The 26087-nt window shown below is 73.6% G+C and carries 18 protein-coding genes and 1 pseudogene; 11 read left to right on the top strand and 8 right to left on the bottom strand.

What is annotated here, in order from left to right; genetic code table 11:
• The first annotated feature begins 248 nt into the window (after positions 1-248).
• Together PSQ21_RS20645 and PSQ21_RS20640 are read left to right on the top strand one after the other, a co-directional pair.
• Positions 249-3215 (top strand): AfsR/SARP family transcriptional regulator, encoded by a 2967-nt coding sequence (locus PSQ21_RS20645; protein ID WP_274032103.1) that lies wholly within the window; start codon positions 249-251, stop codon positions 3213-3215.
• 201 nt (positions 3216-3416) lie between these two features.
• The gene (locus PSQ21_RS20640; RefSeq protein WP_274032102.1) at positions 3417-3593 is read left to right on the top strand and encodes a hypothetical protein; all 177 of its coding nucleotides are present in this window, start codon (positions 3417-3419) and stop codon (positions 3591-3593) included.
• A gap of 137 nt (positions 3594-3730) precedes the next feature.
• On the opposite strand, the gene PSQ21_RS20635 is transcribed toward PSQ21_RS20640, so the two are convergent.
• Positions 3731-4075, bottom strand: a complete 345-nt coding sequence (locus PSQ21_RS20635; RefSeq protein WP_337961705.1) for a hypothetical protein — start codon at positions 4073-4075, stop codon at positions 3731-3733.
• Between the two features lie 111 nt (positions 4076-4186).
• Positions 4187-4714 carry a hypothetical protein gene (locus PSQ21_RS20630; protein WP_274032100.1) on the bottom strand — a complete coding sequence of 176 codons (528 nt, stop codon included), beginning with the start codon at positions 4712-4714 and terminating at the stop codon, positions 4187-4189.
• 208 nt (positions 4715-4922) lie between these two features.
• On the opposite strand from PSQ21_RS20630, the gene PSQ21_RS20625 reads away from it, so the two are divergent.
• Positions 4923-5702 (top strand): procyclic acidic repetitive family protein, encoded by a 780-nt coding sequence (locus PSQ21_RS20625; RefSeq protein ID WP_274032099.1) that lies wholly within the window; start codon positions 4923-4925, stop codon positions 5700-5702.
• Positions 5703-5904: 202 nt separating this feature from the next.
• Here the strand turns inward: PSQ21_RS20625 and PSQ21_RS20620 are convergent, their stop codons facing one another.
• Both PSQ21_RS20620 and PSQ21_RS20615 read right to left on the bottom strand, forming a co-directional pair.
• Positions 5905-8349, bottom strand: a complete 2445-nt coding sequence (locus PSQ21_RS20620) for an outer membrane protein assembly factor BamB family protein (RefSeq protein WP_274032098.1) — start codon at positions 8347-8349, stop codon at positions 5905-5907.
• A gap of 254 nt (positions 8350-8603) precedes the next feature.
• Complete coding sequence (locus PSQ21_RS20615; RefSeq protein ID WP_274032097.1) at positions 8604-9413, bottom strand: VOC family protein; 810 nt, start codon at positions 9411-9413, stop codon at positions 8604-8606.
• A 414-nt stretch (positions 9414-9827) separates the two neighbouring features.
• On the opposite strand from PSQ21_RS20615, the gene PSQ21_RS20610 reads away from it, so the two are divergent.
• A complete protein-coding gene (locus tag PSQ21_RS20610; RefSeq protein ID WP_097871460.1) occupies positions 9828-10475 on the top strand; it encodes a TetR family transcriptional regulator in 648 nt (215 codons plus the stop codon).
• A 258-nt stretch (positions 10476-10733) separates the two neighbouring features.
• Here PSQ21_RS20610 and PSQ21_RS37890 read toward each other — a convergent pair.
• Positions 10734-10914, bottom strand: a pseudogene (locus PSQ21_RS37890) (nitroreductase family deazaflavin-dependent oxidoreductase); the annotation flags it as partial.
• A 93-nt stretch (positions 10915-11007) separates the two neighbouring features.
• Between PSQ21_RS37890 and PSQ21_RS20600 the strand changes: the two are divergent.
• From PSQ21_RS20600 to pspAB, 3 genes are all read left to right on the top strand, one after another.
• A complete protein-coding gene (locus PSQ21_RS20600) occupies positions 11008-11700 on the top strand; it encodes a pyridoxine/pyridoxamine 5'-phosphate oxidase (protein ID WP_274032096.1) in 693 nt (230 codons plus the stop codon).
• A 123-nt stretch (positions 11701-11823) separates the two neighbouring features.
• Complete coding sequence (htpX, locus tag PSQ21_RS20595) at positions 11824-12732, top strand: zinc metalloprotease HtpX (RefSeq protein WP_274032095.1); 909 nt, start codon at positions 11824-11826, stop codon at positions 12730-12732.
• Between the two features lie 116 nt (positions 12733-12848).
• Positions 12849-13433: a PspA-associated protein PspAB gene (gene pspAB, locus PSQ21_RS20590; protein ID WP_274032094.1), complete on the top strand. Its 585-nt coding sequence runs from the start codon at positions 12849-12851 to the stop codon at positions 13431-13433.
• A 68-nt stretch (positions 13434-13501) separates the two neighbouring features.
• On the opposite strand, the gene PSQ21_RS20585 is transcribed toward pspAB, so the two are convergent.
• Both PSQ21_RS20585 and PSQ21_RS20580 read right to left on the bottom strand, forming a co-directional pair.
• Positions 13502-14176, bottom strand: a complete 675-nt coding sequence (locus PSQ21_RS20585; protein WP_274032093.1) for a hypothetical protein — start codon at positions 14174-14176, stop codon at positions 13502-13504.
• A complete protein-coding gene (locus PSQ21_RS20580) occupies positions 14173-17772 on the bottom strand; it encodes a CHAT domain-containing protein (RefSeq protein WP_274032092.1) in 3600 nt (1199 codons plus the stop codon). Before PSQ21_RS20580 ends, PSQ21_RS20585 begins: the two co-directional genes overlap by 4 nt.
• Before the next feature lie 445 nt (positions 17773-18217).
• On the opposite strand from PSQ21_RS20580, the gene PSQ21_RS20575 reads away from it, so the two are divergent.
• The 4 genes from PSQ21_RS20575 (at position 18218) to PSQ21_RS20560 (ending at position 24299) form a co-directional block, all read left to right on the top strand.
• A complete protein-coding gene (locus PSQ21_RS20575) occupies positions 18218-20086 on the top strand; it encodes an NAD(P)/FAD-dependent oxidoreductase (RefSeq protein WP_274032091.1) in 1869 nt (622 codons plus the stop codon).
• Entirely contained in the window at positions 20083-20922 is an 840-nt protein-coding gene (locus PSQ21_RS20570) for a class I SAM-dependent methyltransferase (RefSeq protein WP_274032090.1), read from the top strand. The genes PSQ21_RS20575 and PSQ21_RS20570 overlap by 4 nt, the downstream gene beginning before the upstream one ends.
• Positions 20923-21123: 201 nt before the next feature.
• Complete coding sequence (locus tag PSQ21_RS20565; protein ID WP_274032089.1) at positions 21124-22887, top strand: hypothetical protein; 1764 nt, start codon at positions 21124-21126, stop codon at positions 22885-22887.
• A 218-nt stretch (positions 22888-23105) separates the two neighbouring features.
• The gene (locus PSQ21_RS20560) at positions 23106-24299 is read left to right on the top strand and encodes a flavin-containing monooxygenase (RefSeq protein WP_274032088.1); all 1194 of its coding nucleotides are present in this window, start codon (positions 23106-23108) and stop codon (positions 24297-24299) included.
• Positions 24300-24440: 141 nt separating this feature from the next.
• Here PSQ21_RS20560 and PSQ21_RS20555 read toward each other — a convergent pair whose 3' ends face one another.
• Positions 24441-26000, bottom strand: coding sequence for an MFS transporter (locus PSQ21_RS20555; RefSeq protein ID WP_274032087.1), 1560 nt, complete (start codon positions 25998-26000; stop codon positions 24441-24443).
• Between the last annotated feature and the right edge of the window lie 87 nt (positions 26001-26087).

Here is a 26087-nt window from a genome sequence, read left to right as displayed (position 1 = left end):
ACAGCGCCACGGCGGGGGCACGGCATGTGGCACGGTTCCCGAATCGTTGTCGAGGGCTTGTGCAGAGCGTCACCCACTGCTGACGAGTCCGCCCGGGACAAGGCAGACTGTTGAGCGCGATACCAGCGGTTCCGCGCCACCCGGATGCCCGACGCACTTCGACGCACGGGCGGACATGCGGGCGCGGGCACCACCGGCAGGATCCGCAGACGAGCGGGACCGGCAGGCGAGCAGGACAGGGGGCATCAATGGACCGTGACAACGGGCCACGCGTGCGCGTACCGGAGCAACGTGCTCCGGAGAAACCGGTGACGCCGGATGCCCCTCTCAGGTTCACCGTGCTCGGCCCCGTACGGGCCTGGCGGGGCTCGGAGCTGCTCTCCTCCGGCTCGCCCCAGCAGCGCGCCCTGCTGGCGGCGCTGCTGCTGCGCGAGGGCCGCACGGCCACCGCGGGCGAGCTGATCGACGCTTTCTGGGGCGAGGCCCCGCCCTCGCAGGCGCTGGCCACGATCCGGACGTACGCCTCCCGGCTGCGCAAGATCCTGGGCCAGGACACCCTGGTGAGCGAGTCCGGCGGTTACGCGATCCGGACCGACCGGGCGGCGCTCGACCTGACGCTGGCGCAGGACCTGGCGGCCGAGGCGGAGAAGGCCCGCGCGGCCGGTGACCGCCCCCAGGCGCGCGCCCTGATCAGCAAGGTGCTGGGGCTGTGGGACGGTGAGGCGCTGGCCTCGGTGCCGGGCCCGTACGCGGACAACCAGCGGACGCGGCTGGAGGAGTGGCGGCTCCAGCTCACCGAGAACCGGCTGGATCTGGACCTGGAGGTCGGCTGCCACGCGGAGGCCGTCTCCGAGCTGACCGCGCTCACCGCCGCGCACCCGCTGCGGGAGAGGCTGCGCGAGCTGCTGATGGTGGCGCTGTACCGCAGCGGCCGGCAGGCCGAGGCCCTCGCGGTGTACGCCGACACCCGCCGCCTCCTCGCGGAGGAGCTGGGCGTCGACCCCCGGCCCGAACTGGCCCAGCTCCAGCAGCGGATCCTGCGCGCCGACGAGGAGCTGGCGCGCCCCGCGGACGAGCCGGCCCCCGCGCCCGCCCCGCTGCGGCCCGCGCAGCTTCCCGCCACGGTGCCGGACTTCACCGGCCGGTCCTCGTTCGTGTCCGAGCTGGGCAGCCGGCTGGCCACCGCCGAGGGTTCGGTGATGGCCGTCTCCGCGGTCGCCGGGATCGGCGGCGTCGGCAAGACGACGCTGGCGGTGCACGTCGCCCACCTGGCGCGGCGGCACTTCCCGGACGGGCAGCTCTACGTCGACCTCCAGGGCGCGGGGGCGCGGGCGGCGGAGCCGGAGACCGTGCTCGGCTCGTTCCTGCGGGCGCTCGGCACGGCGGACTCGGCAATCCCTGACACCCTGGACGAGCGGGCCGCGCTCTACCGCTCGACGCTGGACGGCCGCCGCATCCTGATCCTCCTCGACAACGCCCACGACGCCGCCCAGATCCGCCCGCTGCTGCCCGGTACGCCGGGGTGCGCGGCGCTGGTGACGAGCCGGGTGCGGATGGTGGACCTGGCCGGGGCGCATCTGGTGGACCTGGACGTGATGTCGCCCGAGGAGGCGCTCCAGCTCTTCACCCGGATCGTCGGGGCGGAGCGGGTCGGCGCGGAGCGCGAGGCGGCGCTGGACGTGGTGGCCGCGTGCGGCTTCCTCCCCCTGGCCATCCGCATCGCCGCCTCGCGCCTGGCGGCGCGCCGCACCTGGACGGTCTCGGTCCTCGCCGCCAAGCTCGCGGACGAGCGCCGCCGGCTGGACGAGCTGCAGGCGGGGGACCTCGCGGTGAAGGCCACGTTCGAACTCGGCTACGGGCAGCTGGAACCGGCCCAGGCCCGCGCCTTCCGCCTCCTGGGCCTCGCGGACGGCCCCGACATCTCCCTGGCCGCGGCGGCGGCCCTGCTCGACCGGGACCCGCACGTGGCGGAGGACCTCCTGGAGGCCCTGGTCGACACGAGCCTGGTGGAGTCGGCCGCCCCGGGCCGCTACCGGTACCACGACCTGGTGCGCCTCTACGCGCGTGCGTGCGCGGAACGGGACGAACAGTCACCGGTGGAGCGGGAGCTGGCGCTGTCGCGGCTGCTGGACTTCTACCTGGCGACGGCCGCGGGGGTTTATGCGCTGGAGCGGCCGGGGGAGCGCGTACTCGACCATTTCACACCCACCGAACACCCGGGCCTCTCCTTCCCGGCGCGGGAAGCGGCGCTGGACTGGCTCTTCACCGAGTCGAGCGCGCTGCTGGCCTGCGCGCGCCAGTCGGCAGGCATCGGTATGCCGCAGCGGGCCGCCGATCTCCTCATGGCCGTGGTGGACCTGGGCGAATCGGGCGCGAACTCCCATCAGTTCGCCACGGCCGCGAAGGCGGTCAGCGAGGCAGCAGAGACGGCGGGAGTGCCGCGGGCGGAGGCCAGGGCACGGACGATGCTGTCCCATGTACACAGCGTCTCGGGCCGGTTCGCCGAGGCCGAGGCCGAGGCGGTCCGGGCACTGGAGCTGGGGCGCCTGGCGCAGGACGCGGTGTCCCAGGGGCAGGCTCCCAATCAGATGGGCATCATCGCCCTCTACGAGAACCGGCACGACGACGCCGAAGCCCATCTGACCCAGGCGATGACCGCTTTCCGGGCCGACGGCAACAAGCCCGGCGAGGCCGCCACCCTGTGCAACCTCTCGCGCGTGCACCTCGCGACCGGCCGGACCACCAGCGCGGTTCAATTGGCCGAGGAGGGCATCGCCATCTATGAGAGCGACGCCTCGGAGTTGGCACTCCGGCTGGCCAACGGCAAGTACGCACTCGGGCTGGCGCTGATCGGCAGCGGCCGAACCGAGCCCGCCCGGAACGTGCTGCTGGAGGCTCTGCAGATATTCCAGGAGAGCCGGCAGCAGCTGTGGCACGGGATGACGCTCTTCCGCCTGGCCGAGCTTCACCTGGACGAGCGACAGGGGGCACAGGCGGCAGCCCACGCGGAACAGTCCCTGGCCGTGCTACGCGGCATCGGCGGGGACTGGCGTCGCGCCAATGTCCTGACCGTGCTCGGCCGGGCCCTCGCAGTGATAGGCCAGACCGACCGGGCCCAGGTCTGCTGGCGTGAGGCTCTGACCATCTTCGACGAGCTGGGGTCGCCGGAAGCGGAGGCAGTACGTCAACTGCTGGGCCTGGCAGACGTGGGCTGACGCCGCAGGGGCGTTCATCAATCGTTTATCGCCACACTGCACCCTTCAGTCATCGATCCGTCGCGTCGGGGGGCAGACGGGTCGGCGCAGCGGCCCACCACTAAGGTGAACGGCCCTGGAGGGCCTGCCCGGCAGTCCACGGGGGAACAGCCGGGCGGCCCCACCCGATCATCACGTCACCACGATCAGGAGTTGAGCCAGATGGCCGCCAACAAGGACAACCTCAAGCCGCTGGACGCACACGCCACCGGCGAGGAGATCACCACTCAGGACGCCCACGCGACCGGCGGCATCCTGAAGCCGCAGGACGCCCACGCCACGTCCACCCCGGTAGCGAAGCCCACCGACGCCCACGCCACGGGCGAGCCCGCCAACTAGACCTTCCCGACGGGGATACGGGGGGACGCGGCCGCGGTGGCACCGAGGGGGAGCCGCCGCGGTCGCGGTAGGGGGAGAGTGAGGGGCCCGGGCCAGGGGAAGCGCTCGGGCCCCTCCCGCATGTCCAGGGGCGACGCCTACAGGCCCCGCAGCTGAACCCTCGCCCCGCACAGCTTCCCCATGTAGTCCACGTCGGACGTGAACAGCGCCGTCCGGCCCTGCTGCCGGTTCGCGATGGCGGCGAGCGCGGCGTCGATGGCGTACGTGTGGCCGTGCAGTCCGGCCTCGCGCAGGAGGCGGATCGCCTCGTCGGCGATCTCCTTGGTGACGGGTTCGACGACGATCCGTGCCATCGCCCAGTTCCACGCCGGCATGGGGATCTTGCCGTGATACGCCTCGATGAGCGTCATGGAACTGGTCACCACCCGGATGCCGGACTGGTGCGCCTTGGTCAGGACGCCCGTCAGCGCTCGGTCGCGCAGAGCGACCCTGCGTCCGGGCGGTGTGGTCCACGCAGGCGGCGGCCAGGGTCCAGGCGATGTCCAGGCCCCGGCGCTGACCGCCCTTGCCCGCCCCTGTCGGCCGGAGCCGCGTCAGACCGCCTCGGCGGTCACGATGCAGCGCTTCACCCGGGACACCTTGCCGGGGCTCTCCATCCGCACCGTGAGGGTGTCCACCTCGTCGACGTCGAGGATCGTGGTGGCCTCGGCCGTGTCCACGGTGTTGCCCAGGCCGTCGACGAACCGTACGTCGATCTCGTACGCCTGCGTGCCCGGGTAGTTCGACCGCACTTCGACCAACGACGCGGTGACCGCCTTGCGCTTGCCCTTGCGCGGCACGGCGCAGCGGATCACCCGGACGGCGGGGGCGTCGGACGCGGTGGGCGTCGGGGTTGCGTAGGAGCCGGACGAGCCGGAGGACGAGGAGTCGTCGCCGTAGTCTTCGTCGAAGTCGTTGTCACGGTAGCCGTTGTTGCTCTTCTTCGAGCTGGAGCAGCCGCCGCCCGAGCTGCTGCTCTTGCCGCTCTTGCCCTTGCCGCCGCTGGAAGAGGTGGAGAACCCGGTGAGCGCGAGCACCACCACGACCAGGACCGCCGCGAGCTTCGTCTGTCGCCGCATCATGGATGCAGCCCCCCTTGAGTTTCGTTGCCGGTACGTCGCGCCGATGGCGTACGTCGTCACCCTCAGCATGCCGCGCGCGACACCCTATCCAAGTCATGACCCTGTCACGATCCCGTCATGGTCCGCGTGGCGGGGGTGATCGCCCGGGCGTAGCGTCGGCTGCGGGGGATGCCCGCGTATGCGCCGGACGACGCCCTGGAGGCCGCCGATGATCCGCAACCTCCTCGGCTCGCTCGTCGCCCTGGCGGGGGCGGCCTCCGCCGTGCTGAGTCCGTTCCGCGACTGGTACGACGGGCGGGTCGGGCGCGACTACCGGGTGCGGGACCTCTTCGAGGGGATCACCGCCACGGAGTCGGGTGTTCTGGTGTCGATCCTGCTGCCGTTCCTGGCCGCGGCGCTGCTGGTGATCGTGGGCGTGGTGCTCCGCTCGCGGCTCGTGGTCGCCCTCGCGGGTCTGGTGGTGCTGGGCTTCACGATCCTGTGGATGGTCCGCCAGGGGCAGGCCGCGGGCTCGCTGGTGGTGGGCGGGGACGGAGCGGGGCTGCAGGTGGGCGTGGCCAACGCGCTGGCGGGCGGGCTGCTGATGCTGATCGGAGCGCTGCTGATGAGTGGGCGTGACCGGCGCGGCCGGCGGAACCGGCGGGGGCGGGAACCCGTGGAGCCGTATACCGCGCCGGGGGCGGATCAGGTGGACACCTGGCCGCCGACGCAGGAGCCGGGGATGTCCGTGCAGACGTCGCCGTGGCCGGAGCCGGAGGCGGACCCGTACACGGGACCGGAGCCGAAGGCGGACCCGTACAACGCGGGGCCGGAGCCGGAAGCGGCCCCGTACACGGGGCCGGAGCCGGAGGCGGACCCGTACACGGGGCCCGGCCCGCATGGCCCCCGTACGCGCTCCTCTCCCCAGGCCCCCCATCCGGAGGACGACCCCCGGGACCCGGTACACCCGCCGCACCGGCCGCCGCCGTCTGCGCCTCCGCAGGGTTGACGGCCACCTCGTCGAGGGTTCCGTCCTCAAACGCCGGACGGGCTGGATCACCGCAGGGCCCACGCCCCTCCGCGCCGGGGTTCCGTCCTCAAGCGCCGGGCGGGCCGGGTGCGCGCCGGACCGGCCGGAAATCAAGCCCGTCCGGCGATCGAGGACGTCTTTCGAGCCCGTCCGGCGCTTGAGGACAGGGCCAGGCCCCGGATCAGGTCCGGGCCCTGTTCCCCGTGCCCGTTCCCTTCAGCGCGTCCAGCGCGTACACGCAGCGGTCCTTGCTGCAGGCGTAGACCACGCCCGCCTGCGCCACGGGCGAGCCCGTGATCTCGCCGCCCGTCGCGAGCTTCCAGCGCAGCTGGCCGCCCGCCGCGTCCAGGGTGTAGAGGACGTGGTCGGCCGAGCCGAAGTGGACCCGGCCGTCGGCCACCACCGGGGAGCCCACCACGTCGCCGCCCGCCGCGAAGCGCCACTTCGGGGTGCCGGTGACCGCGTCCAGGGTGTACAGCGCGCTGCCGCTGCCGACGTGCACGTTGCCCACCGCGACCAGCGCCGGTTCGATGGAGGAGCGGGCCTCCGTGGCGATCCGCCAGCGGTCCTTGCCGGTCGTCGCGTCCAGCGCGTACACCGTGCCGAGGTAGTCCGCGAGGTACACCCCGCCGCCGGTCACCGCCGGGCCCGGTGCGAACGCGGGCGGGGAGAGGAAGACCGCGGGGGCCTCGAAGTGCCAGCGCACCCGGCCGGAGCCGGTCTCGACCGCCAGCACCCGGGTGCCCGCCGCGATGTAGACGTAGCCGTCGGGGGCCGGGGTGACCCGGACCGGGACGCCGCCGCAGGAGGCCGCGTCGCCGATCGGGTACGACCAGCGCTCGATGCCCGTACGGGCGTCCAGCGCGCGCAGCCGGGCGTCCTGCCAGACGTACACGGTGCCGTCGTGGATGGCCGGGCCGGCCTCCGCCGTCTCGAAGTCGCTCTGCGCGCCGGTGACCTCCCACAGCTTCTCGCCGTTGGACGCCTCCCAGCCCTGGACGCCGCCGCCCCGGGTCGCGGTCAGGACCGTGCCCCGGTCGGCCTTGAGCGCGTACACCCAGGCGTCGGTCGCCAGCCGCCACTGCTCGGCGCCGGTCGTGGCGTCCAGCGCGTACAGCGAGGGGCCGTCCGAGGCGTGGATCCTGCCGCCCTCGACGGCCATCGCCCAGGCCACGTCCCGGGTCTTGAACTGGCGCCGCCCGTTGCCCACGTCCAGCGCGTGGACCTCGAAGGACGTCACGTACAGCAGGTCGCCGGAGACCACGGGCGTGCCCCACACGTCGTTGGACATGCGGAAGCGCCAGGGCCGCCAGCGGTCGGGAACGGGTGCCGCGCCGTCCGGGGCCGGGCCCGGGGCCGGGACGCGGGCGGTGGAGGCCGAGGCCGCCGGCGAACCGTTCACTCCGGCGGGCGGGCGGACCCAGCCGGTCGCGGCGGCCGGGTGCGCGGCGGCGGCCCCGCGCCCCTCCCCCGCACGCGGACCGGGGCCGATCGGCACCTTCGCGCCGGGCAGCTGGACGGGCCCGCCCGCAGGAGCGGCGGAAGGACCCGCAGGAGCGGCGGAAGGACCCGCGGCCGGGCCGGAGGCGCCGGACAGCGGGGAGGGCGAGGACAGCGGGGAGGGCGAGCGCAGGTCCGCCCCGCTGCGCCAGGCGGTGTCCCGCTCCGGAACCCTGGGGGGCTGTCGCGGGGGCGGCGGGGGGACCGCCGGGGCGGGCGGTGCGGTGCGCCCGCCGCCCCGGCGCCGCTCGATCATCGCGGTGGCCGGGGACGGCAGCCAGGCCGAGGCGGTGCCGCTGTCGTCGCTGCCGGAGGCGAAGAGGTGCGGGGCGAGCTGGGCCTGGAGGTCGGCGGGGCTCGGCCGCTGGGTGGCGTCCATCTGCATGCACGACTCGATCAGCGGCCGCAGGTCCTCGGGCAACCCCTCGGTGTCGGGACCCTCGCGCAGCAGCATGAACACCGTCTCGACCGGGTTGGCCCCGTGGAAGGGGGCGTGCCCGGTGGCGGCGAAGACGAGCGTGGAGCCCAGCGAGAAGATGTCGCTCGCCCCGGTGACGCTGCGGGAGTCCCGGGCCTGCTCGGGCGACATGTACGCGGGCGTGCCCACGGCGACGTTCGTCATGGTCAGCCGGGTGTTGGAGACACCGGACGCGATGCCGAAGTCGATCACCCGGGGGCCGTCCTCGACGACGAGGACGTTGGACGGCTTCAGGTCGCGGTGCACAAGGCCCGCGCCGTGGATGGACTGGAGGGCCTCGGCGATGCCGGCGGCCAGCCAGCGCACCGCCTGGGTCGGCATGGGCCCGCACTCGTTCACTATCTCTTCGAGCGAGGGCGCGGGCACATAGGCGGTGGCGAGCCAGGGCACGGCGGCACGCGGGTCGGCGTCGACCACGGCGGCGGTGTAGAACCCGCTGACCGCGCGGGCCGCCTCGACCTCGCGCGTGAAGCGGACCCGGAAGAGCTGGTCCTCGGCGAGCTCGGTCCGCACCGTCTTGATCGCCACCCGCCGACCGGACGCCGACCGCGCGAGATAGACCAGCCCCATGCCGCCGGCCCCGAGCCGTCCCAGCACCTCGAACGGGCCGATCCGTCTCGGGTCGTGCTGCGTCAGCTGCTCCACCACTTGCCTGCCACCTCCCCGTAAACGAACCTCGGCGACGAAGTCCGCGCATTACCGCCCGGTCGAATCGCGCCCTGCGCAGCGCGCCCTGTGCAGGGTCTCACCACTGAGCACCACCTGGCGGTACGCACCCCGATTCTTCCTGGCCCGGGCCCCGGTTGCGAACCCGGGGGCGGATGCGGGTGTCTCATGCCACTTCGGGCGGTATCCCCCCACACCGGGTCACGGACAGGGGCGCGGGGGGCGCGGACGGCGGGTCACGGAAGCAGTGCGCCGGGCTGGAGTACGGCGAAGGCGGCACCCTGGTCGTCGTGCAGCACGGCCATCCGCCCGGAGGGGATGTCGAAAGGCGGCTGGGCCACCCGGCCGCCGAGCCGTACGGCGAGTTCGGCGGCGGCGTCGCAGTCGGCGACGGCGAAGTAGACGAGGAAGTAACTCGGCATCTCGGCCGGGAACGCGTCCGTGATGACGCTGCGGCCGCCGACAGCGGTGTCGGGGCCCGGTTCGGTGCCCTCGGGGGACCACATCCGGAAGTCGACCAGCGCCTCGGAGTCGCCGGAGATGTCGTGGCCCGCCTCGTCCAGGTCGGTGCTGTGGAAGCCGAAGACCTTCTCGTAGAAGGGGTCCACCTTGTCCGGCTGCCGGGTGTAGACCTCGGTCCAGCAGAAGGAGGCGGGGTCGTTCTGCTTCTCGAAGCCCGTACGCTCCTCCGGCTGCCAGAGCCCGAAGACGGCGCCCCCGGGGTCGGCCGCCTGCGCCACGATCGCGGCGCGCCCCGCCCGTACCGGGTCGGTGATGATCTGGCCGCCGTGCTCGCGGATCGCGGCGACGGTGGCCCGGATGTCGTCGGTGGCGAAGTAGACGCCCCAGGCGGTGGGCATCCGGCCGTCCTTCTTGGCGGCGAGGGCGGCGACCAGGCGGCCGTCGCTGAGCGCGTCCGCGAAGGGCATGCCGTCGCCCGCCCGGAAGGTCCAGCCGAAGAGCCCGCCGTAGAAGCGCTTGCCCGCTTCGAGGTCGGAGAGCTGCACGTCCGCCCAGCACGGCGCGGAATGCGCGAATGCGGCCATGGGACCGGGTCCTTCCGTAGCAGGGACGCAGTGACGCCCGTCACAGTCAACGTAACGTCGCCCTCCGCCCCGCGCGCCCCGGACACACGGCGGAAGCACTCCACGGACACCTCGGACACGCCAGGGGGTGCACCTGTAGGGAACATCTGCCCGACTGATGAAGGAGGCGCTCACCGTGTGGACGAAAGTCATCCGGCGAAGTTGTTCACCGAAGTTGTCCACCGACGTTATCCACAGGCTGTTGATAACATTTACTCCGCGCGGCTCCCAGGGCGGCGCTCCTGCCTTCCGGGCCTCGCACACCACGGCCGAAAATCGCCGCTCCTCACCCCCGCGCACCCCGCTGGTCCTGCGGCGTTCCCCATTTGCAGTCGGCCGAATCGCGCTCCCATCACCCCTCGGTAAGCTGACGGCATGACAGGACAAGTACGCACCGTCGATGGCCGCGTGGCCGGTCGACGCGGTCAGGCGACGCGGCAGAAGCTGCTCGACTGCCTCAGCGAGATGCTCAGCTCCTCGCCGTACCGGGACGTCAAAGTCATCGACGTCGCCCGGAAGGCCGGGACTTCACCCGCGACTTTCTACCAGTACTTCCCCGATGTGGAGGGCGCCGTCCTCGAAATCGCCGAGGAAGTCGCCAAGGAGGGTGCCGGACTGACCGAACTGGTCGCCGGGCGCTCCTGGGTCGGCAAGGCCGGCTGGACGACCTCTGAACAACTCGTCGAGGGGTTCCTCGACTTCTGGCGGCACAACGACGCGATCCTCCGCGTGATCGACCTCGGCGCGGCCGAGGGGGACAAGCGGTTCTACAAGATCCGCATGAAGATCCTGAATTCGGTCACCAACTCCCTCACGGATTCCGTGAAGGAGCTCCAGAGCAAGGGCAAGGTCGACAAGGACGTCAGTCCGGCGGCGATGGCGGGCTCCCTGGTGGCTATGCTGGCCGCGGTCGCCTCACACCAGAAGGGATTCACCACTTGGGGTGTGAAGCAGGCCGAACTGCGGCCCAATCTCGCCCTGTTGGTGCACCTCGGCATCACCGGCAAGAAGCCGCCGAAGTAGGCCGGGGCGGCAGGAGGCCCACCGGCCCCGGACGCCCCTCACCACCGGGCGGGCACCCGCCCACCCGGTCGCCCCACGTCCTGTCTCACCGACGGCGGACCACCCACACACCCCTGCGGGCGGTCCGCCGTCGGCGTTCCCGGAGAAGGCCCCTGGGCCTGGGGGACGGACTTGGGGACCGGACCTGCGGGCAGGGCTCGGGGGCCGGACCAGGGGCCCCACCCCGTCGGCCGGACTTGGGGGCCGCCGTGCCGCCCGCTATCGCCTCTCCAATCGGAACAACCGGATCTGCCGCTCCAGCCCGCCGCTGGTACACCGCGTACGGCGGCCAGAACGCGAGGGCGGCCTCCCACACCCGGTCCCGGTCCTCGCCCTCCGGCATACAGGCCAGCGGCGTGGCCCTTGGCCGTGAGCTCCTCGGCACTGAGCCGCCTCTTGCGACTCAGGGTGCGCAGCTCGGCGACCTCTGTGGCCGTTCCGGGTGAGGGGCGAGACGAGACTTCGCGGACACGACCTGGGGTCCAATAGCCCCATGACCGACGACACCCCCGCCGGCCCCCGGCCGGCCTCCACCGCCTTCCGCGGCCTCCTGCACGCCCAGCGCGTCTGGGACACCGAGCTGCCGTCCTTCGACCCGGCGTCGGCCCCGCCCGCCCCGGTCCCCCTCTTCCACGCCTGGTTCGCCGAGGCCGTCGCGGCGGGGCAGCCGGAGCCGCACGCGATGTCGCTGGCCACGGCCGACACCGAGGGCCTCCCGGACGTACGCACGCTGCTCCTCCACGACGCCGACGAGCGCGGCTTCCACTTCGCCTCCCACGCCACCAGCGCCAAGGGGCGCCACCTCGCCGTCCGCCCGCACGCGGCGCTCGGCTTCTACTGGCCCGCGCAAGGCCGACAGGTACGGGTCCGGGGTCCCGTCGTCCGCTGCACGCCCGCCGAGAGCCACGCCGACCTGCACGCACGGTCCACCGGGGCGCTCGCCGCCGCGCTGACCGGGTCGCAGAGCGAGGTCGTGGGCTCCGTGGCGGAGCTGCACCGGGCGGCGGACGCGGCCTGGGACCGGGCGCGGGCGGCACCGGACACGGAGGCTCCGACCTGGACCCGGTACGTGGTCGAGCCGGCCGAGGCGGAGTTCTTCCAGGGCGACGCCCGGCGCCGCCACATCCGGTTGCGCTACCGGCGCCAGGAGGACGGTGTCTGGACGCGCGAGCTGCTCTGGCCCTGACCGGCGCGGGCGGCGGCCCCGAGCCGTTCCGCCCCGGTCAGTGCAGATTGCACGCTTATCCGGTTCTCACCGTAAAGGGGCACTATGGGAGTCAGGTGAGAGGTGAGCTGTTGGGAGGCACCGATGCCACGAGCCCGTTCGCGTTACGCCCCCGACCGGGGCCTGACCGGTCGCATGGTGACCACCATGTTCCTGATCGGCCTGCTCTACGTCGTCTTCGTGGGCGTGCTCCTCGCGGCCCTGCGGGGCTCCTGGCCGATCATCCTGGTCATCACGGGCGGCCTGTTCATCGCCCAGTTCTGGTTCAGCGACCGCATCGCCGCGTACGGCATGGGAGCCCGCGAGGTCACCCCCGAGCAGGCCCCCGAGCTGCACGGCACCATCGACCGCATCTGTGCCCTGGCCGACATGCCCAAACCCAAGGTCGCCATCGCCGAGAGCGACGTACCGAACGCGTTCGCCACCGGCCGCAGTGAGAAGACGGCCCTGGTCTGCGCGACGACGGGCCTCCTGCGCCGACTGGAGCCGCAGGAGCTGGAGGGGGTCCTCGCCCACGAGATGTCGCACGTCGCCCACCGGGACGTGGCCGTCATGACGATCGCCTCGTTCCTCGGGGTGCTGGCGGGCATCATCACCCGTATCGCCCTGTGGGGCGGCTTCGCGCGCAGCAGACCGGGCAACGATCCGGCGGGCATCCTGCTCCTGCTGATCCCGCTGATCAGCGCCGTCGTGTACGCGATCAGCTTCCTGCTGACCCGGCTGCTCTCCCGCTACCGCGAGCTGTCCGCCGACCGGGCCGCCGCCCTGCTCACCGGCCGGCCCTCCGCGCTCGCCTCCGCCCTGACGAAGGTCAGCGGGCAGATGGCCCGCATCCCGACGGAGGACCTGCGGAAGGCGGAGCCGTACAACGCGTTCTACTTCATGCCGGCGTTCTCCGCGAAGGAGAGCCTGGGCCGGCTGTTCTCCTCCCACCCGACGCTGGAGCAGCGCCTGGACCAGCTGTCCCGCATCTCCGCCGACCTGTCCCGCTGAGCGACGGGAAGCGACGTGAGCGGCTCGCGCGACGTGAGCGGCTCGCGCGACGTGAGCGGCTCGCGCGATGTGAAGCGACGTGAAACGGCTTGAAGCGACGTGAAGGAGTTACGCCCGTGGGCCTGCTCGACGTGATCCTCGGCCGGAGCAAGCCCGTCCGCCCCGACCTCGACCAGCTCTTCGCCGTCCCCTCGGCCGCCCTGACCCTCCAGGCCGCCACCGGCCTCGCCCCGACCGGCCTGGGCTCGGTCTGCTTCGCGGGAGTGGAGGGCGGCGGTTTCGCGCGCCTCCAGGAGGACGTACGCGAACTGCTGGACGCGGACACGGAGCGCGGCGGCATTCCGGTGGAGTTCAGCCGGGACGCGTACGGCTACACCTGGCTGCTGGCCAGCCATCCGGCCGAGGACACGGCGGGGCTGGTCAACGACCTCCACGCGGTGAACACCCTGCTCCAGGACGGCGGCTTCGGCCCGCACCTGCTCTGCTCGCTGATCGGTTTCCGGGACGCGGAGGGGCGGGCTCTCGCCCTGGTCTACCTGTACAAGCGCGGGACCTTCTATCCGTTCGCGCCGCTGCCCGGAGGCGCCGAGAAACGGGACAACCAGCTGGAGCTCCAGGTCAGGGGCGCCCTCGGCGACGACCTCCGGGTGGAGAAGGACCTGTCCCGGTGGTTCCCCGTGTGGGGGGCGCCGGGGCTGTGAGCCCGCCCCGGCAACACGTATCCGCTGAGCTGCGGTGCGGGGCGCCGGAGGAGGACAGGCTCACGGACTCACGGGCTCAGCCTGATGCCGTGGCGTGCGGGCTCCAGGCGTGCCCGGTAGCGGCGGATGCCCCAGCTGCGGTGCTCCAGTTCGGCGGCGACCAGCACCTCCGCCGTGTTCACCGCATCGGGGACCAGCTCCACCAGGGCGGCGACCGGGTGGTCGCCGACCAGCGGCAGGCGGCGCAGGCTGCGGAACTCCCACTGCGGGTCCGGCTGGGACGCCCCGTGGCCGCGCACGATCCACTCCTCCCGGCCGGGGCCCGCGCCGCCCGGCTGCCGCTCGACGCCCACGTCCACAATGCCGGTGCTGACCGTGAAGCTGAGTCCGGTGCCGGGGCCGGCCGCCGCCGGGCGGGTGCGTTCGCCCGGGTCGATGAGCCGGGCCACCGGCCGTACGGCGGGATCGGGGGTGGTGAGGGAGACCGCCAGGGAGGCGTGCCGGAAGACGCCCGGTGACTGCGGGGTCTCCGGGCGGAAGGAGCACACCAGCAGCAGGTGGCGGTAGTCCCGTCCGGGCGTGCCGCGGACCTGGGCGAGCCAGTCGGCGGTGGCGCCCGGGTGGTCGGCGGGCAGCAGGTCCCAGCCGAAGGTGAGCCGGCCGCGCAGCGGTCCGTCCTCGGCCGGGGCGCCGAGCGTGCGCTCCGGCACCAGGGCGACATCGTGCAGCTGGACCTCGGTCATGTGCTGGCTCCCTTGCTCCGGCCCAGTAGGAAGGTGAACGCTCCCCAGTCCCGGTAGTGGGAGTACCGGGCCCGGGTGGCGGTCTGCGCTGCGCGGAACGCGCTTTCGAGATCCTCTCCCGACGCGGCCCGCTGGTGCAGGCGGTGGTAGAAGTACGTGGCCGGTTCGGGGCGGACGGCCCACAGGCAGCCCACGACGGCCTGCACACCGGCGGTGATCAGCGCGGCGGGGACGCCGCGGATGTTGTCCGCCCGGTCGAAGCGCCCCAGCGCCGACTCGCAGGCGGCGAGCGTGACCAGGCGGACGCCGCTCAGGTCGAGTCCGAGGAAGTCGTGGGCGAGGAGGCGGCCGTCGTCGTCCTCGTCCGGGGTGAGGTAGAGGCAGTGCAGCCAGGGGGCGTCCTGGTCCATCGTGCCGTGGACGGCGAGGTGGACGACGTCGGCCGTGGCGAGTTCGGCCAGCAGGGCGGCGCGGGTGGCGGCCGGGCCGGTCAGCACGGTCGCGCCGACCGCCTCGGCGACCGCCCTGGCGTGTTCCTCCAGCGCGGGTTCGGCGGGCAGGCCGTAGGGGACGCCGCCGGTGGCCGAGGCGAGTACCGCCGTGCGGCGCGGGCGTACGGGGCCGGCGGCGGGGAGGAGCGCTTCGAGACCGGCGATGGTGGTGACGGCCCAGTCGTCGGCGATCACGCGGCCCCCGGCGGTGCAGAGCGCGACCGGCAGGTAGTGCAGCGCGCCGTGCGGCCAGAGCAGGAGCCGGTCCTTGCCCCGGGCGCGCCACGCGGCCCACCGGTCGCCCGCGACGAGCGGGAGTTCGTGTCCCGTCAGCAGTCGGCGGCCCTCCGGTGTCACGTCGCCGAAGAGCGGGTCGCGTTCGACCTCCGCGCGGACCGCCTCGACCAGGTCGGCGACGGGGTGCCGGTCGGCGTAGGCAGCGGCCCGTTCCGGTCCGCCGTCGGCGGTGTCGCCGAGCTGCACGATCATCGCACTGTCCTCGCGGGTGACGGCGAGCAGGACGGCCGCGCCGTTCACGGCGGTGGGCAGGAACCAGGTGAGCAGGACCGTGCGGTCGTCCAGCAGCTCCGCCGTACGCGCCCACAGGTGCGCGTCGTCCACGAACGCCGCCGAGCGGCTGCGCAGTTCGTCGTCGATGAACGAGGAGATGCGCCGACGCAGGTTACGGGCGAACTCCTCGCGTTCCTCGCCGCCCCGGTCGCCCCGGTCGCTCCAGTCGCCCCCGTCGCCCCGGTCGGCCCCGCCGCCCGCGCTGCCCCCGCCGCTCCCGTCGCCCCCACCGTCATTGCCGCCCCCGCCGCCCCCACCGTCCTCGCCCCCGGGGCCGTGGTCGGCGTCCAGCACGTCGAGCAGGTTCGCCGTCGCGCCGCCGGGGGCGGTGGGGCTCTCCAGGGCACGGAGTTTCTCGACGTAGTTCCCGATGTGCGGGGGCGGGGTGACCGGGCCGTCGATCCGGCGCCACGCGCCCGCCTCCGGGCCCTTGCCCGCCTGGTGGAGGCCGAGCATCAGCGCCACCGGCAGGGTCTCGATCTCGACGGTGAGCTGCCATACGGCGGCGTGGACGAGGTCGCGCAGCACCTCGCCGAGCGCCGGTGCTCCGCTGGTGTCGAAGTTGGGGACGTCCACGATGATCGCGTACACGGCGTTCCTGAGCGCGTCGCCGCGCAGGCGCGGTATCTCCCGGAGGACGGGCAGCAGGCAGGCCTGGGCCAGGTCCCGCTGGCCCAGGGAGGCGTAGGAGAGAGCGGCGTACGTGGAGTGGCCCCACGGGAAGGGGACCACGTCGGAGACCGGCTCGCCCACCTCCACGGCCAGGCGGTACAGGTCCGCCGTCAGGAGTCTGACCGCCGCGCTGTCGCCCGCATCCGCCTGCCGCAGGAGGTCGGCGCCCAGCGCGGGCTGCCGCCGCTCGCGGGCGTGGGCGGCGGCGTGCAGGAGCGCGGCGGAGCGCCGGGCCGCCGGCCAGGACGCCGGAAAGGACCGCGGGAGGGGGTCGCCGGGGGCCGGGCAGCCGGTGGGGTCGTCGGGGAGTGCGTGCAGCCGGGCCTCCGTCAGCTGCCTGCGGTGCGCGGGGCCCCGGATGAGGCCGGAGCCGTCGGCCCAGTCCAGTGCGGCCCGGAGCAGCGGCCGGTCGGCGCGTTCCCGGGCGAGGCTGACGCCCTGGTCGACGGTGCGGGCGGCGACGGCACCGCCGTACGCGGCGAGGAAGGCCCCCGTGTCCGAGCCGAACACGTTCTCGCGTACGGCGTCGACGAGGGTGCCCTGCATGTCGTCGGCCACCGAGCGGAGCAGGAAGAGCAGGAGGTCCGGCGGAGCGGCCCCGGGCGCCTCGTACAGCGCGGCGAACGCGGTTCGCGCGGTCTCCTGGTCCACTCCTCCGTCCTCCGTGAGCACCTGGGCCCGCGCGGCCAGGACCGCCGGGCGGAGCGCGCTGCCCGGGCCGTGCTCCCGGTCGTCCGACTCGGCTGCCCGTCGCAGCAGTCGGCCCGCCTCCGCCCGCAGCCGCGAGTCGAACCGCAACGGCTGCTCCCCGCCGGACCACGGCCGGTGCGACGGAGAGCGGTACAGGTCGGCGGCGAGCTGGGCGGCCCGCACGGTCCGCCCCTCACCGGCGTACCGGTCGCCGCCCCGGTCCTCCGGCCCCCGTACCGCCAGCCGCAGCCGGGCGGCCGCCAGGAGGGCTGCCGCCTGGCCCGGGGAGCCCTCCAGCTCCGCGACGAGGCGGCCCGCCACCGTGTCGGCCTCCTCGAAGACCGAGCGGTCGCAGCGCTGCGCCAGAACCGGCGCCGCGCTCTCGACCGTACGCAGGGCCGCCTGCCGCCAGGTGGACTCCGCCCCGCACTCCTCGGCGACCTCGGCCACCAGCCGCCAGTAGTGGTGGAGGATGTCTGCGGGTGCGTCCCGGCTCCGGGACGCCTCCGCGGTCAGCGCGTCCAGCATCGCCTCGGCGGTCAGCCCGTGCGCCTCCTCCAGCTGCCGCTCCAGTCCGCGCCGCGTCCGTTCCATCCCCCGGGCCCGCAGCTTGGCCGCGTCGAGGGACAGCACCCGGTCCCCGACGTGGAGCGCCAGTTCCAGCAGGACGGACACCGGGTCGAGGACGTACGTCACGGTGGGCGGACCGGCCGCCGCACGGCCGGGCGGACCGAACCGCACCCGTCCGGCGCAGACCATCCCCCGCCGCGTCTCGTCGGTCAGCACGCCGACCATGTCGCCCGCGGCCGGCAGCACGTGGGACACCACCAGGACGAGCGATCCGGCACCGGCGGCCGTCTCCAGCCAGCCGGGCGGCAGGTCCAGGCCGAGGTCGTACGCCAGCTCCAGGCCGCCGGGGCCGAAGACGGCGAAGACGCCCGCCGTGTCCCGGTGGACGCACCACCGTGCGTCGACGGCGTCGGCGAACGGCAGTCCGTCCAGCGAGGTGAGCACGGCCAGCCCTCGCGCGTACGCCCGGGTGAACAGGCTTCCGCCGGGACCGGCCCCGGTGAACGGGCTGAGCCCCGCCTGTCCGACCGCCAGCCCGGCGTGCCGGGCTCCGTCCACCTCCGCCAGGAACGCCCAGCCCGTGACCTCCCCCGACCGTCGCACGCCGCCCCCTCGCACCCGCGGATCATGGCCCCCGCGCCACCCTTCCACAGGTGGCGGCCACGGGCAGACCGTTTCCGGCGGGAGTCCGGGTCCGGAACCGTTTTTGACGTGTCGTCAGTTACGTTGCAGAGTCAGCTCAGCGGCCAGGGCTGCCCCGCGCAGGAGAGCGGCGATATCCGGCCTACGCCGGAAGCCGGGAACCGGAAGCCGGAAGCCGGGTGCCGGACACCGGTGCCCGGCACCGCCCGCGAACCCGGCGTCCGGGCGTGGCACGTGCCGGGAGCATGTGGGGGCACCGCCAGGCATCGGCCCCGGCATGCGGCGCGCGAGGCCCGCGGTCGGGATTCCGAGACGTAGAAGGCCGTAAATCCGGCCACCGGGGCCTCTCGGCGTTTCGCCGACCGACCGGTTGGAAACTGACCAACCAGCCTGCAGAGGAGGCCCCTTGCTGGTTCTGCTGGATCACCCAGTGCCGACCTCCGTCGAGCCGCTGCTGAGAGGCGCACACATACTGCACCGCCCCACGCTGGGCGCCCGGCCGGGTGCCCTTCGCGGCCGGGCGCTGGCCCGGGACCGGCCGGACGTCCTGCTCACCCGGTCCGTTCCCGAGGCCGCCGAGACGGCCGCCTGGGGCGAGGCGGCCGGCGAGCGCCCCCTGGTCGTCGTCCTCCTGGACCGGGTGGCCGGGCCGGGCGGCGTACGCGAGGGCGCCGCGCGGGTCCGCCGCCCGCGCACCCGCCGATTACCCGGGGCCGGACCGGCCGGATCCCGGTTACGCGTGACCGCGTGCCCGTCGGCCGGGGCCGCCGAGCCCTCCGCGGACCTCTACGCACGGGCGCTCGCCACGGCCGAACGGCGCTTCCTGGCGGAGCGGGTCGGCCCGGCGCTCGCCGGGCACCTCGGCGCCGTCCGGCCGGAAGCGGCCTCGGTCGTGCTGGTGGGCGCCGGGGTGGTGAACCTGCTGACCGGGCTGCGGCTGCTGCGGGCCGGTCACCGTGTGACGTTCTACGACAGCGGCCCCGACCCCCGGTCCGACGCCCCGTGGACATGCTTCGGATGCAGCAGGGGCGGCGGCGACGCCCGGATGTTCACGCTCACCGAGGCCGACGGCTATTTCGGCAGCCCCGGCGGCGGGCCCCCGCCCTTCACCCAGCCGGTGAAGGACAAGGGCTGGGGCCTGGCCGACCTGGCCCGCCTCGGGCCTGCGGAGGCGGCCTGGGCCGAGGACAACGCCCGGGTCCCCGGCTGGCTGGCCCGGTCCTTCACCGAGGACGTCCTGGGCTACAACCTCACGTCCGACCGGCTCTGGCGGGAGCTCCGGCGCGACGCTCCGGAGCTGTTCCACGGAGTCGGCCTGCGGGAGGGCATCCTGCGGGTCTACAGCGATCAGGCCGTACTGGAAGCCCATGTGGCGCGTCAACGCGCCCTCACGGACCGGCACTTCGAGATCCTGTCCGCCGACCGGGTCAGTGCCCGGCACCCTGCGCTGGCCGCGGCGCACCGGGCGGGGGCCTTCGTCGGCGGCATCGAGGTGAACGGGTTCACCGTGCAGGTGCACCGGTTCCTCGGCGCCGTGGCCGACGCGGCCGAGCGGGCGGGCGCGGTCTTCCACTGGGGACGGCCGGTGGACGCCCTCGTCCCGGGCGAGGGCGGCGCGCCGGACGGCATCAGCTGCCGTGACGGCGAGACGGTCCGCGCCGACCACTACGTCCTCTCCCCCGGCGCCTACGGGGAAGCGCTGCTGCGCGGCACCGCGTCCGCCGGGCTGATCCACGGGATGGTCGGCGTCTGGCTCACCCTCCCCGACGCCGGCCGGGGACTGAAGAACTCCCTGAAGATCACCCGGAGCGGGCACACCGCGGCCGACGCCAACGTCACCGTCACCGAGGGCCCGGACGGCCGCTCCTTCCTCACCGTTGGATCGGGCTACGGCTGGACCGGCGCCGACCCGCACAACATCGATCCGACGCAGCTCGAAGCGCTCTACGCGGCGGTCGACGACACGGCGTCCTCCTTCTTTCCCGACGCGTTCGACGAGGCCCGGAGATCCGGTCTGCTGAAGCGGAGCAGAAGGTATTGCGTGCGGCCCTGGACCGCTTCGAGCCTTCCGGTCTTCGAGACCACGAGGACTGCCGGAGGCGGGCTCCTCCTCGTCACCGGCGGCCACAACACGGGCGGATTCGCCCAGGCCCCCGTGACCGCCGAGGCGGTGGCGGCGGCACTGCGCGGGGAAAGCCATCCGATGCACTTCGACTATCACCCGAATCGACTCCGTATGTTCTACGGACAACAGGATGCGAGGCTCCCGGAATGACGGACGAAGAAGCCACGGCGGACACGACGGCATGGCAGCAGCGAGGCAGTTCCTTCGGCGACGGTGTCGACGCCTACGAGACGACCCGGCCGGGATATCCCGTCGAGAGCGTCCGGTGGATCCTGGGAACCGAACCGCGGGACGTGCTGGACCTCGGCGCGGGCACCGGCCTGCTCACCCGGGTGCTGGCGGCCGAGGGACACCGGACCCGGGCGGTCGAACCGGACGGCGCGATGCGCGCCCGCATCACCGCCACCGCCCCCGGATCCGTGGCCCTGGCCGGCAGCGCCGAGAACATCCCGCTGGCCGACGCCAGCCTGGACGCGGTGCTGGTCAGCCACGCCTACCACTGGTTCGACCCCGACCCCGCCCACGCCGAGATCGCGCGCGTACTGCGCCCCGGCGGAGTCCTGGCGACCCTCTGGAACCTCCGCGACGAAGAGGTCCCCTGGTCGGCGGCGCTGTCCGGGATCCTCGCCGACGAGGACACCGGGACCGACCCGCGCACCCCCGCGGCGATCATGCTGCACGGCGCGCTGAGGGCGCTGCGCACCCAGGACACCGCCTGGCTCACCGGCTGGCTGCGCGACCCCACGTTCGGGCCGGAGTTCGGGGCCGTCGAACAGGGCTTCTTCCCGCACTCCGAGCCGAAGACGATCGATTCTCTCGTCACGCTCATAAAATCACGGTCGTACTACCTGACGTCCTCTCCGGAACGCCGCCGGGAAATCGAGGAACGCATCCGCGAACTCGCCACCGTGCACCCGGAACTGAAAAGCGGCAACACCTTCGAGCTACCCTACGTAACGGTCGTATTCACCACGGTCCGCAACTGACGCACCACACCGGAACACGAGAAACCGGGAAATCGGGAACACGGGAACACGGGAGCGCGGGAAGCCAAGAAACCCGAAATACCGGATCGCCGGACGCCGGATCACCGGACGCCGGAGCGTCGTAACACGGGAAACCGGAACACGGGAAACCGGATCACGGGGAACCGGAAACCGGAAACATCATCGCTGAAAGGGAACACGGTGCTCTCACCCGTCGCCGCGTCCGTCCACTCCGCACGAGACGGCGGAAAGGCACGCTGGGAAGGCTTCTTCACCGGACACCTGGTCTGGGACGAGACGCGCGTCGCGGAGAGCGCCAAACGGCTTCTCGGCATGGACACCGCGGCCGTGGCGAGGGCCGCGGGCGAGGCGGTGCGGCCGTACCGGGCCCAGCCGGAAAGCACCGCCCCCGCACTCCTGCTGCACACCACCACGCCCCTGCTCAAGTCGTTCGACGGGGACCTGGCCGCTCTGCTGAGCGGCCAGGAACCCCACGACGTGACCACGTACGTCGAAGCCAGGTCGGTGTATCTGGGGACCCCCGACGACCTCACCCTGGGCCGCACCGCGCCCTGGGCCGAGGCCGCGGCGCTCCGGGGCGTCCCCGCCGTCGACATCGGCGACCTGGACCACTACTACCTGACCCACGCCCTGCTGCTCATGGCGGAGGCCCACGAGGAGGGGGCGGACACCCCCCTGCGCCACGTCATCGACTGGCTGCGCGACCGCCCCGACGCGGTGGTCCGGCTGTACGCGCTGGACGTGGAGACGCAGATCTTCCTGCTCTGGCTGCTCCGCAGGACCGGGCTGGCCGAGCTGGCCACGGACGCCAACAGCCCGGTGGTCGCCACCGAATGGAACCGGAAGAACCACATCCACCCCACCGTCGCCGACGCCCGCGCAATGCCCGTGTCCGCGCTGGACCTGCCCCCCGAGGAGCTGCTCGCCGCCGAGCAGCGTCTCGGGCGGGCCCACCGGCGCCTGGGGCTGACCGTCCCGGTCCTGCCCGGCTACACGATCGCCCGCACCGGCGTCGACCGGGAGGCCTTCGTGGCCGACGTGCTCGACGCGGCCGCCCTCCTCCGATCCCGCTACGGTTTGGACCGGGCCGCGCTGAAGCCCGCCGACGCGGGCGACGGGGCCCGCATCGTGGGAAACCTGGACCTCGCCGACACCGGACGGCTGGCCGCGGAGGCCCGCACCGCGCACGCGGTCGGGGACGACCACCTCCTGGAGGCCTGGGTCACCTTCCTCACCGTCTCCCTGGGCGGCGAGGAGGCCGAGCCCGGCCCACCGGCACCCGCCTCAGCCGAGCCCGCCTCCCCGGAGGCCGGGCCACCACCGGCGGCTCGCCGCGTCCCGGTCGTGCCGTCGGGGCACATCCGCAACGGGCAGGTCGCCGATGGCCTCACCCTCCAGATGCTGGACGGTTACTCCTGGCGGGGCAACGACTACGTCGACGAGGCCGGCTGGACCGCTCTCGGGCTGCCCCGGGACGCGTACCGGACCGTCCGCGCCGCGCTGGAGGCCGTCCGCTCGGCCTTCCGGGGCCCGGGGAGCGTCGCGGACGGCAGCTACGGCGGGCTGGTCACCGGCGGCATCGACTTCGCCGTGGGCCGGCTCGGCGGCGCGTTCGGCGACCGTCTCCTGGTCGGGGCGATCGACTTCAACCTCTCCGCGCACGGTGCCGAGAGCCTGCGCACCTTCCGGGACCGTGCCCGGGAACAGGCGATCGACGAACCGTACGCCTCCACCCGCGTCTTCCTGCCGCCCGCGGACCGGACACTCCATCAGATGGACGCGACGGCCCGGTCCATGGCCGTGCCCGGCGCCCTGCTGGAGGCGGTGGCCTGCGTACCGCGACGGTGGGCCATGGTCGCCGCGACCGGCGCCGACCCGTCCGTCGCCGCCGCCCGGGCCGAGGCGCTGGCCGCGGCTCTGGCCGCCCCCGGCCCCTGCCCGTGACCGTGACCGTGACCGTGACCGACGGGGCCCCGCCCATGGTCAGCCGTCCCCTGCCCGCGAACGACCGCCCCCGCCCGCGAACGACCGGAACGACCGAACCCTGCCCGCGCTCGACCGACCCCCGCCCGTGATCGACCGCCCCCGCCCGTGATCAATTCGCAATCGATTTCGCTCTTGACCGAGACCCATCAACAGAGCGGGCGATTACGCTCCGAACCATGCCCAACAGCCCGTCCCCCACCGGCAGTGACGCCGCCGCCTTCACCGACCGTACGGACGACCGTCCCGTCTACGTCATCGGCGGCGGCCCCGGAGGCCTCGCCGTCGCCGCCGCACTGCGCGCCCGGGGTGTACGGACCGTGGTCCTGGAGAAGTCGGACCGGGTCGGCGCTTCCTGGCGCGGCCACTACGACCGGCTCCGCCTGCACACGACCCGCCGCTGGTCGGCGCTTCCGGGGCTGAGAATGCCGCGCAGATTCGGGCGCTGGGTGGGCCGGGACGACATGGTGCGGTATCTGGAGAAGTACACCGAGCACCACGGGCTGGAAGTGGTCACCGGTGTCGAGGTGACGCGGGTGGACCGGGCCCCCGACGGCTCGGGCGACTGGCAGCTCAGGGCGACGGGCGGCCGGGTCCTGCGGGGCCGCGCGGTCGTCGTCGCCACCGGCTTCAACCACACCCCGCGCATCCCCGACTGGCCGGGCCGCGACACGTTCACGGGCGACCTGCTGCACGCGGCGGCGTACCGCGCCCCGGCCCCGTACGCCGGCCGGGACGTCCTGGTCGTCGGCATCGGCAACACGGGCGCGGAGATCGCCGCGGACCTCGCGGAGGGCGGCGCGTCCCGGGTGCGCATCGCGGTCCGGACGGTCCCGCACATCGTCCGCCGCTCCACCGCGGGCTGGCCGGCCCAGGCCACCGGCATCCTGGTCCGCCGCCTGCCGGTGCGGCTCGTCGACGGCGCGGGGGCCGTGATGTGCCGGATAGCCGTGCCCGATCTGGCCGCCCACGGCCTCCCTCGCCCGGACACCGGCCTGTACTCCCGGGTCCGCCAGGGCGCGATCCCGGTCCAGGACGCCGGGTTGGTCGACGCGGTCAGGTCCGGCGCGGTCACCCCGGTGGCGACGGTCGCCTCCTTCGACAAGGACACGGTGGTCCTGGCCGACGGCTCCCGCCTCACCCCGGACGCCGTCATCGCCGCCACCGGCTACGACCGGGCGCTGGAGCCGCTGCTCGGCCACCTGGACGTCCTGGACGGGCGGGGCCGCCCGGTCACCCGCGGCGGACGCTCACCGAAGGGCGCCCCGGGGCTCTACTTCACCGGATTCACCAACCCGATCAGCGGGATGCTCCGCGAAATGGCCCTGGACGCCGAGAAGATCGCGAAGAGGGTGGCGCGGGCCTCGCACTGACGGCCCGAAGCCCCCACGTACCCCGGAGCCCCAAGCACGTACCCCCCGGAGCCCCACGCACGTACCCCAAAGTCCGCGGGCCCGGAGCCACGCGTGCCCCGGCGTGCCGTGGGGCGAGGGCAGGCCCGGCCCCGGCCCCGGTCAGACGTCCGACAGGGCCGTCTCCGCCGGGTCGTCCCCGTCGTGCTGCGGCACGTCGCCGCCGATGACGCCGACGCGCCGCAGCACGACGGCGGAGAGGATCGAGAGCACCAGGGCGCACGCCGCGGCGGCGGTCATCGCGGTGTTCATCCCGGAGGTGGCCGCTTCCTTGGCGTGGTCGAGCCATCCTGCGGGCATCCACTGCGCCGAGGAGACCGCACCGGCGAGGCTGTCACCCGCCACCTCGGCCACCTCGGGCGGGACGTCGGCGGGCATCTCGACCCGGTCGCGGTAGACCGCGGTGGCCAGGCTGCCGAGGACCGCCACGCCCAGGGCAAGGCCCAGCTCCTGCACGGTCTCCGACATCGCCGAGGCCGAGCCGGCCTTCTCCGCCGGCGCGGCGCCGACCACCAGGTCGGTGCCCAGGGCCGCGATCGCCCCGAGCCCGAGGTAGACGAGACCGAAACCGGTCACCATCGGGGCGATGCCGTCCGAGGCGTCCACCTGGGCGAGCAGCGCGTACCCGGCCGTGGACAGCGCCAGGGTGGCCGCCACCACGATCCCCGGCGGCACCCGGCGCGCGACCAGGGGCGATCCGATCGCGGCCAGGAACATCAGCAGGGCGGGCGGCCCCATCCACAGGCCCGCCTCGACGGGGGGCAGCCCCTCGACGAACTGGAGCTGCTGAGTGATCAGCAGCATCGAGCCGCCGACGCCGACGAGTCCGATGAGCAGCACGCTCAACGCCGCGCTGAACGTCCGGTCGGCGAAGAGGCGCACGTCCAGCAGCGGGCTCGCCAGTCTGCCCTGACGCCGGACGAACAGCACCGCGAAGCCGACTCCGAGCAGCGCGGCGGCGAGTGTGGGCCCGTCGGGGCCGTCCTCGGCGAACCGCTTCACCGCGTAGACCACCGGCAGGATCGCCATCAGCGACAGCGCGACGCCGAGCAGGTCGAACGGGCCGCTTCGCGGTGCCCGGTACTCGGGGATCAGGGCCGGAGCGGCCATCAGCAGCACGATCGCGACCGGCACCGCGAGGAGGAACACCGAACCCCACCAGAAGTGGTCCAGCATCACACCGCCGACCACCGGCCCGAGCGCCATGCCGAGTGCGAAGCTCGTCGCCCAGACACCGATGGCCAGGGAGCGCTGTCGCTGATCGGCGAACATGTTGCTGATCAGGGCCAGTGTGGACGGCATCAGTGTGGCCCCGGCGATCCCCAGGGCCGCCCGCGCGACGATGAGCAGGTCGGCGCTGGGGGACCAGGCCGCCAGCACCGAGACGATCCCGAAGGCCGCTGCCCCGGCCATCAGCAGCCTGCGACGGCCGATCCGGTCGCCCAGCGTCCCCATGGTGAGCAGGAAACCGGCGATCAGGAAACCGTAGGCGTCCATGATCCACAGCTCCTGGGTGCCGGACGGCCGCAGATCCTCCGCCAGCGAGGGAAGCGCCAGGTACAGGACGGTGACGTCGAGGCCCAGCAGCACGGTGGGCAAGGAGAGGACGGCCAGCCCTCCCCACTCCCGGGCACCCGCTCTGCGTACGGTCGTTGTGCTCATGGCGCTCCCCTGTGTGTCTCGTGTCTCGTGTCCCGCGTCGCGCGTCTCGCGTCCCGCGTCTCGACAACGGGCACGCGCCACAGTGCC

The sequence above is a fragment of the Streptomyces sp. MMBL 11-1 genome (assembly GCF_028622875.1).
Lineage (GTDB): Bacteria > Actinomycetota > Actinomycetes > Streptomycetales > Streptomycetaceae > Streptomyces.
This window is presented reverse-complemented; position numbering and strand designations above follow the sequence as displayed.

Bases quoted from the DNA above. Each gene is read 5' to 3' on its own strand.
- PSQ21_RS20630 (WP_274032100.1), bottom strand. From the start codon at position 4,714: ATGATGCGGCGACAGACGAAGCTCGCGGCGGTCCTGGTCGTGGTGGTG.
- htpX (WP_274032095.1), top strand. From the start codon at position 11,824: ATGCCACGAGCCCGTTCGCGTTACGCCCCCGACCGGGGCCTGACCGGT.
- PSQ21_RS20560 (WP_274032088.1), top strand. From the start codon at position 23,106: ATGCCCAACAGCCCGTCCCCCACCGGCAGTGACGCCGCCGCCTTCACC.
- PSQ21_RS20600 (WP_274032096.1), top strand. From the start codon at position 11,008: ATGACCGACGACACCCCCGCCGGCCCCCGGCCGGCCTCCACCGCCTTC.
- PSQ21_RS20570 (WP_274032090.1), top strand. From the start codon at position 20,083: ATGACGGACGAAGAAGCCACGGCGGACACGACGGCATGGCAGCAGCGA.
- PSQ21_RS20645 (WP_274032103.1), top strand. From the start codon at position 249: ATGGACCGTGACAACGGGCCACGCGTGCGCGTACCGGAGCAACGTGCT.
- PSQ21_RS20625 (WP_274032099.1), top strand. From the start codon at position 4,923: ATGATCCGCAACCTCCTCGGCTCGCTCGTCGCCCTGGCGGGGGCGGCC.
- PSQ21_RS20585 (WP_274032093.1), bottom strand. From the start codon at position 14,176: ATGACCGAGGTCCAGCTGCACGATGTCGCCCTGGTGCCGGAGCGCACG.
- PSQ21_RS20615 (WP_274032097.1), bottom strand. From the start codon at position 9,413: ATGGCCGCATTCGCGCATTCCGCGCCGTGCTGGGCGGACGTGCAGCTC.
- PSQ21_RS20555 (WP_274032087.1), bottom strand. From the start codon at position 26,000: ATGAGCACAACGACCGTACGCAGAGCGGGTGCCCGGGAGTGGGGAGGG.
- PSQ21_RS20640 (WP_274032102.1), top strand. From the start codon at position 3,417: ATGGCCGCCAACAAGGACAACCTCAAGCCGCTGGACGCACACGCCACC.
- PSQ21_RS20610 (WP_097871460.1), top strand. From the start codon at position 9,828: ATGACAGGACAAGTACGCACCGTCGATGGCCGCGTGGCCGGTCGACGC.